General features: G+C 39.9%; 7 protein-coding genes. All 7 read left to right on the top strand.

All coding sequences use genetic code 11. The features are described 5' to 3' along the window. On the top strand, positions 1 to 798 hold a 798-nt coding region (sucB, locus tag AC52RT_RS15085; RefSeq protein ID WP_495541505.1), incomplete at its 5' end, for a dihydrolipoyllysine-residue succinyltransferase. A gap of 134 nt (positions 799 to 932) precedes the next feature. Next, on the top strand, positions 933 to 1865 hold the full coding sequence (locus AC52RT_RS15080; protein WP_495541504.1) for an AAA family ATPase: 933 nt from the start codon (positions 933 to 935) through the stop codon (positions 1863 to 1865). Beyond that, positions 1862 to 3028, top strand: coding sequence for a DUF58 domain-containing protein (locus AC52RT_RS15075; protein ID WP_495541503.1), 1167 nt, complete (start codon positions 1862 to 1864; stop codon positions 3026 to 3028). Before AC52RT_RS15080 ends, AC52RT_RS15075 begins: the two co-directional genes overlap by 4 nt. Beyond that, positions 2970 to 4088 (top strand): hypothetical protein, encoded by a 1119-nt coding sequence (locus tag AC52RT_RS15070; RefSeq protein ID WP_495541502.1) that lies wholly within the window; start codon positions 2970 to 2972, stop codon positions 4086 to 4088. Before AC52RT_RS15075 ends, AC52RT_RS15070 begins: the two co-directional genes overlap by 59 nt. A gap of 81 nt (positions 4089 to 4169) precedes the next feature. Then, on the top strand, positions 4170 to 4571 hold the full coding sequence (locus tag AC52RT_RS15065) for a secondary thiamine-phosphate synthase enzyme YjbQ (RefSeq protein ID WP_495541501.1): 402 nt from the start codon (positions 4170 to 4172) through the stop codon (positions 4569 to 4571). A gap of 83 nt (positions 4572 to 4654) precedes the next feature. Beyond that, positions 4655 to 5233 (top strand): GNAT family N-acetyltransferase, encoded by a 579-nt coding sequence (locus AC52RT_RS15060; protein ID WP_495541500.1) that lies wholly within the window; start codon positions 4655 to 4657, stop codon positions 5231 to 5233. Positions 5234 to 5349: 116 nt separating this feature from the next. Then, positions 5350 to 5949, top strand: coding sequence for a cell wall hydrolase (locus tag AC52RT_RS15055; RefSeq protein WP_495541499.1), 600 nt, complete (start codon positions 5350 to 5352; stop codon positions 5947 to 5949). The last annotated feature ends 26 nt before the right edge of the window (positions 5950 to 5975 follow it).

Here is a 5975-nt window from a genome sequence, read left to right as displayed (position 1 = left end):
GTACGTGTACAGGATGTTGAAGCAGCAAGTGCTGCACCAGCACCTAAAGCAGCAGCTCCACAAGCATCAGCACCTAAAGCTGCTCCGGCTCAACAGGATGACCGTGTCGAAATTATTAAGATGTCCCGCCGTCGTCAAACGATAGCTAAACGTTTAGTTCAAGTACAAAGTGAAGCAGCGATGCTGACTACCTTTAATGAAGTTGATTTATCAGCAGTGATGGATCTACGTAAACGACATAAAGAATCATTTATCAAAAATAATGATACAAAACTTGGATTTATGTCTTTCTTTACGAAAGCTGCTGTTGCAGCATTAAAGAAATACCCATTACTTAACGCTGAAATCAATGGAAATGAAATTCATAAAAAGAACTTTTATGATATCGGTGTTGCCGTATCAACTGACGAAGGCCTTGTTGTTCCTGTCGTTCGTGATGCGGATCGTAAAAGCTTTGGTGAAATCGAAAAAGACATTGCTGACCTTGCAGTGAAAGCTCGTAATAATAAGCTTGCTCTATCGGATTTATCAGGCGGAACATTTACGATTACGAATGGCGGAACGTTTGGTTCTCTGCTGTCTACACCAATCCTTAATGCCCCGCAAGTTGGGATTCTAGGTATGCATACAATTAAAATGCGTCCGATCGCTGTTGGTGACGCAATTGAAAACAGACCAATGATGTATCTTGCGTTATCTTATGACCACCGTATTGTTGATGGAAAAGAAGCTGTAGGCTTCCTTGTTACACTTAAAGATTTACTTGAAGATCCAGAACAGCTGTTACTTCAAGGATAAATAGTTGTAAAAAAACCCCCGCAGGAAGTTTCCTGCGGGGGTTTTTCTGTTCATTCCCTCGATATAACAGGAATTTCCTTTTAATATGTCGAAGATAGAAAGATGTAGAAAAATTGGAATTTTGGGGTGCGAATATGGAATCTTTACAGAAGCTGAAGAAGAACATTCAGAAAGTATTTGTTGGAAATGAAACAGCGATTGAGCTGCTTATTGAATCGGTCTTATGCAGCGGACATGTCTTGCTTGAAGATGTGCCAGGAACAGGCAAGACGCTGCTTGCTAAATCGTTGGCTAAGAGCATGGGCGGACAATTCGCTAGAATCCAATGCACGCCCGATGTTTTGCCAAGTGATATTACCGGCATAGAGTATTTTAATCCTAAATCGAATGATTTTGAAAAAAGATTAGGACCGGTTTACACAAATATTTTGCTTGCTGATGAAATCAATCGTGCATTGCCGCGGACACAATCGAGTTTATTAGAGGCAATGGAAGAGCGCCAAATTACACTCGAACGTGAAACGATTAAACTGCCATCTCCATTTATTGTAATAGCTACCCAAAATCCGTTGGAATCACAGGGAACCTTCCCGCTTCCAGATGCTCAACTTGACCGTTTCTTTATGAGTATTCCTCTTGGGTATCCCTCAATGGACGAAGAACGAACCATTATACGTCGGTTTCGAGAACACCAACCTCTTGATACACTTTCAGTCTGTATCACACAGGAAGAATTACTCGTTTTACAAGTTGAAACAAAGCGAATACTTGTGAGTGAACCTGTAGAGGATTACATTCTTCAGTTAATAGCTGCCACACGTTCAAGTAAGTACTGCGAGAGAGGTCTTAGCCCGCGTGCTACACTAGCTTTGTTGAAGGCCTCTCAAGCAAAAGCACTATATATGGGCAGAAGCTATTGTATACCGGAGGATGTGCAGTTCGTCTTTCCAGCAATAGCATCGCACCGAATCACATTAACTATGGAAGGGGCACTGACATCTGGCCGCAGAGAGATCGCAGAGCAAATTCTTCAAGAAGTCGATGTGCCGGTAGAGATCTCTCGATGAAGCGGAACCCACATATCGATAAGGCATTTTTCTTAAGTGATAAAGTGATTATGAGCACAATCATTATCTTCGTTTGGGAACTGATTTTTTTAAAACATCCAGTCGTGATGACTTGTATTCTTATCTATTATACATACGCAATTATGGTTCATTATTATACAATTCGTATAACGACAGCCATGCAGGTATTAAATGAAAATCGACGGTATCGGGTTTTTCCAGGAAATGAAGCTGTTATCGGGATCGGCGTTCGAAATAATGCAAAACTGTCGATTCCAAGCGGGAAATTATCATTTGAATTAAATGAGACAATTGAGACAGAAGGTGTATTAATAGAATCTGGAGACGGCGTTCTTTCAGACCGGCGGGTATATCCGTTCTTCATTCCGGCAAAAGACTCTATTGAATGGCGGCTTTCAATCAGACCTCAAAAGCGCGGACTTTATAAAATGGAAAACGTAGAATTGATTATCTATGACTGGTTTAGGACGAGTACAATCTACTTTCCTGTACTGCCGACGCTGCAAACGGAGATTCTCGTGTATCCATTGATTAAACCTATTCGCAATATTCAACGTTTAGAAAGACTAATGCCTGGTAGCCAACAAAGCAGGTTGTCTTATCTAGAAGATGCATCTGCTGTTTCTGGGGTTAAGCAGTATGAATCTGAAAGTTTTAGGCACATTCATTGGAAGGCTTCTTTAAGAATGCAACAGCTGGTGGCAAAAAAATATCAGCCTGTCACACATAGCGGGGTAACCATTTGTTTAAATTTGTCTGCTTCTGGACATCGTTTTCACTCGAGATTTGAAGACTTAATCTCATATACAGCATTTCTGTGTCAATATATGACCTCTAAAAACCTGCCTTTTGAATTATTTATTAATATCTATAAAGGGGGAAGACCTCTTTCCCTTAATTTACGCGAAGGCAAAGAGCACTTGGCTGCATCGTTAACGGTGCTTGCTCAACTTTCTACCTCGGGAGCGGCCTATTCAGAGACTGCTTTTCTTACGTATATAAAAGAATTACAAGCACCATCCGTTTTAACTATATTGGTCGGCGGTACCGGCATAAGAGGGAATTTAGAGGGTGAAGTAGTCCATGTCAACGAACATGGTCATTTATCAGAAGGAGGAACCAATGCTGCTCTTTCTATATAATTTTCTTATTCTATTGGTAATTGGTTTATCCGCTGGTATACATTCGGTATGGTTTAGTCTGTTTATACTCCTACTATGTGGTGTTCAATGGTTGTCGATAAAACAATCAATCATGTTGAAAATTAGTTTTTTAAGTAGTGTGTTTTTTTGCATTTTCATTTTAGTTAATACAGGATTTACGTATTCGATTTTATTCACTTTGTCTTTTTATATTCTTTTTTTGAGTGGTAAAAACAACAAACAGAAAGCACTCTTCTGTGGATTAATTGTACTCGTTTGTCTCAGCCAGTCGGGTGTAGCAATCAGTCGGGTCATGCTGGGTCTCTTCTTGATGATTGCCGCCTTAATGATTTTACTAGAAAGTCATACGGTTAAACTAGCAAGAAGTCGACTAACCATCTGTTTCGCAGCCACTAGTGGAGGAATGTTTATATACTTACTGCTCCCAATCTTCCTAGCCATCTGTAAGTATCTATTATTTGTTGTGTTTACAGGATCAGCTTTTGTAACTGGTCCTGTACTGAATAATGGAGTAGATCTATTGCTTGGTCTGCAAACAAAGGAAGAGATGAAAGAAGAACCTTCTGAAGACATGATGGGAATGTTTTTGAATGAAGAGGCAGGTACATCTGATCCAATGATAGGCGGTTATCTTTTATTTGGAGGAATGTTACTAGGATTTGTAATCTTGCTAAGCCGTCGTCTGAAGAGAAGGGGAAATCTAGGAATGACCGTAAATGTCCGGCCTAAAACGAAAACCAAGCTGGTACCTTTACCAGAAGAAAGGGTGATTAAACCTCCACACCACTTAATTCGCAAAAAAGTTTATGGATGGGAAATGAAACTAGCAGCACCATTTGCCAGACGAAAAGCGGAAGGATTTTCAATCTGGTTATCAAGGCTGCCTCATGATAGTGTGAGTGCCAAAGAGAGAATAATCTCGATCTATCAAGATGTCCGTTATGGTAATAGGCAGGTTTCAAAACGTGAAATAAAAGAGTTTGAACGAGAGTTTGCAAAAATGGCGGCCTATGTAAATAAAAAGCGAATAGATAAATAGACAGGTGGGGGAAGTTTGCTGATTTTTCTGGCTAAAATAGGGTAAAGGAATAATACTACTATTATACAGGGAGGCAGAAATATGTTTAAAAAAATTACACTTCATACGACCAAAAGAGATGAGGTAATTGACCTTACTCCAGAAATTATTTCATTTACTAATGAATCGGCTGTTGAAGAAGGAATGGTAGTCATCTATTGTCCTCATACCACTGCAGGGATTACCATAAATGAAAATGCTGATCCGGATGTAGCAGCAGATGTAATGAGAAGGTTAGATGAATTATATCCTTGGAATCATACGCTTGATCAGCATGAAGAGGGAAATACTGCTGCACATCTCAAAGCGAGTACAGTCGGCTCCTCACAACAAGTGATTCTTCACAAAGGGAGATTGCTGTTAGGGAGATGGCAAGGGATTCAATTCTATGAATTTGACGGACCTCGTGAGCGCCAAGTATTTATTAAAATCGTAAGGTCCTGATGAATTATTTCAACAATGAGCAGGAATGCAGGTATTATTGTTGAATAGTAAAAGATAGAATAAAAAATTGGGGGAATTTGCTTTTGAGTAATTTGCGGATCGATGGAGAGAAAATTAGTATACGAAATGTTCAACCACAGGATATTTCAGAACTATGGAACCTGCGCTATGGTGAAGAAAATCCAGAATGGAAAAAGTGGGATGCCCCGTATTACGAATTCAATCGTCCGGATTTTGAGATGTATTATGATCAAGAGTTAAACGAACTAATGATGGATGAAGCGATGGGGATTTATTCCCAGATGGTCATTCTTGTTGGTGAGGAAATCATTGGTACGGTGATTTTTTATTGGGAAAATGAGGCGACAAGATGGCTGGAAATGGGGATTACCATTTATAAGCCTAACTATTGGCAGGGCGGATTTGGTACAGAAGCACTCTCTTTATATACAGACTATTTATTTTCTCAACTCAGTGAAATTGCGCGTGTGGGGATAACTACCTGGTCAGGGAACGAACGAATGATTGCAGTAGGAAAAAAAATAGGGATGCAGATAGAGGGTCGGCTGCGTAAATGCCGCTACTATAACGGTCAATATTATGATTCCATTCGAATGGGTATCCTACGTGAAGAATGGGAAGCACGTAAAGTACAGAGTTAAGTTTTTCCGCGCATTCCATGTGAATAAATTCCTCTGTTTCCTTGGTAAAAATTTAGAGCTGAAATTGTTTGTCGAGTTTGTTATCCTTGTTGAATGCTTAACAAGGAGGAGACAAGATGAGAACATTTACTTCATTCGTTTTTGCTGTTACTCTTGGAATCTTAATACTCGGCGTTACATTTCCAATGAATAGTGAAACTCTAGCAAACAAAAATACAAAAAAACATACTGTAAAACAAGGTGAAAGCATATGGGACATAGCTAAAATGTATGGCGTTCCTATACAAGTACTTAAAGATGTGAATGAAAATGAAAATAATGTTGCGAACCCAGGTGATACCTTTACCATTCCTTCTGTGATCAGCGAACCGCATAAGGAACTGCTCAGCAGGCTTGTTCATGCAGAGGCAAAGGGTGAACCATATAATGGGAAGGTAGCTGTTGCGGCAGTAGTATTAAATCGTGTACAAGATGAAGAATTCCCTGATTCAATTAAAGATGTTATATATCAAGAGGGACAATTCTCGCCTGTCGACGATGGCGCGATTAATCAACCAGCGGGCGAAGATGCGCAACGTGCAGTGAATGAAGCCATCGCGATTCAGGATTATGCGTATCACGAACTCTATTTTTATAATCCAAGCATTTCAGACAGCAAGTGGATGAGAACGCTGAAGGTTGTAAGAGTTATAGGCGGGCATCATTTTGCCATTTAGCTTCAAAAAGAATCATCAGCAGGTAC

The sequence above is a fragment of the Peribacillus sp. genome, assembly GCF_059453735.1.
This window is presented reverse-complemented; position numbering and strand designations above follow the sequence as displayed.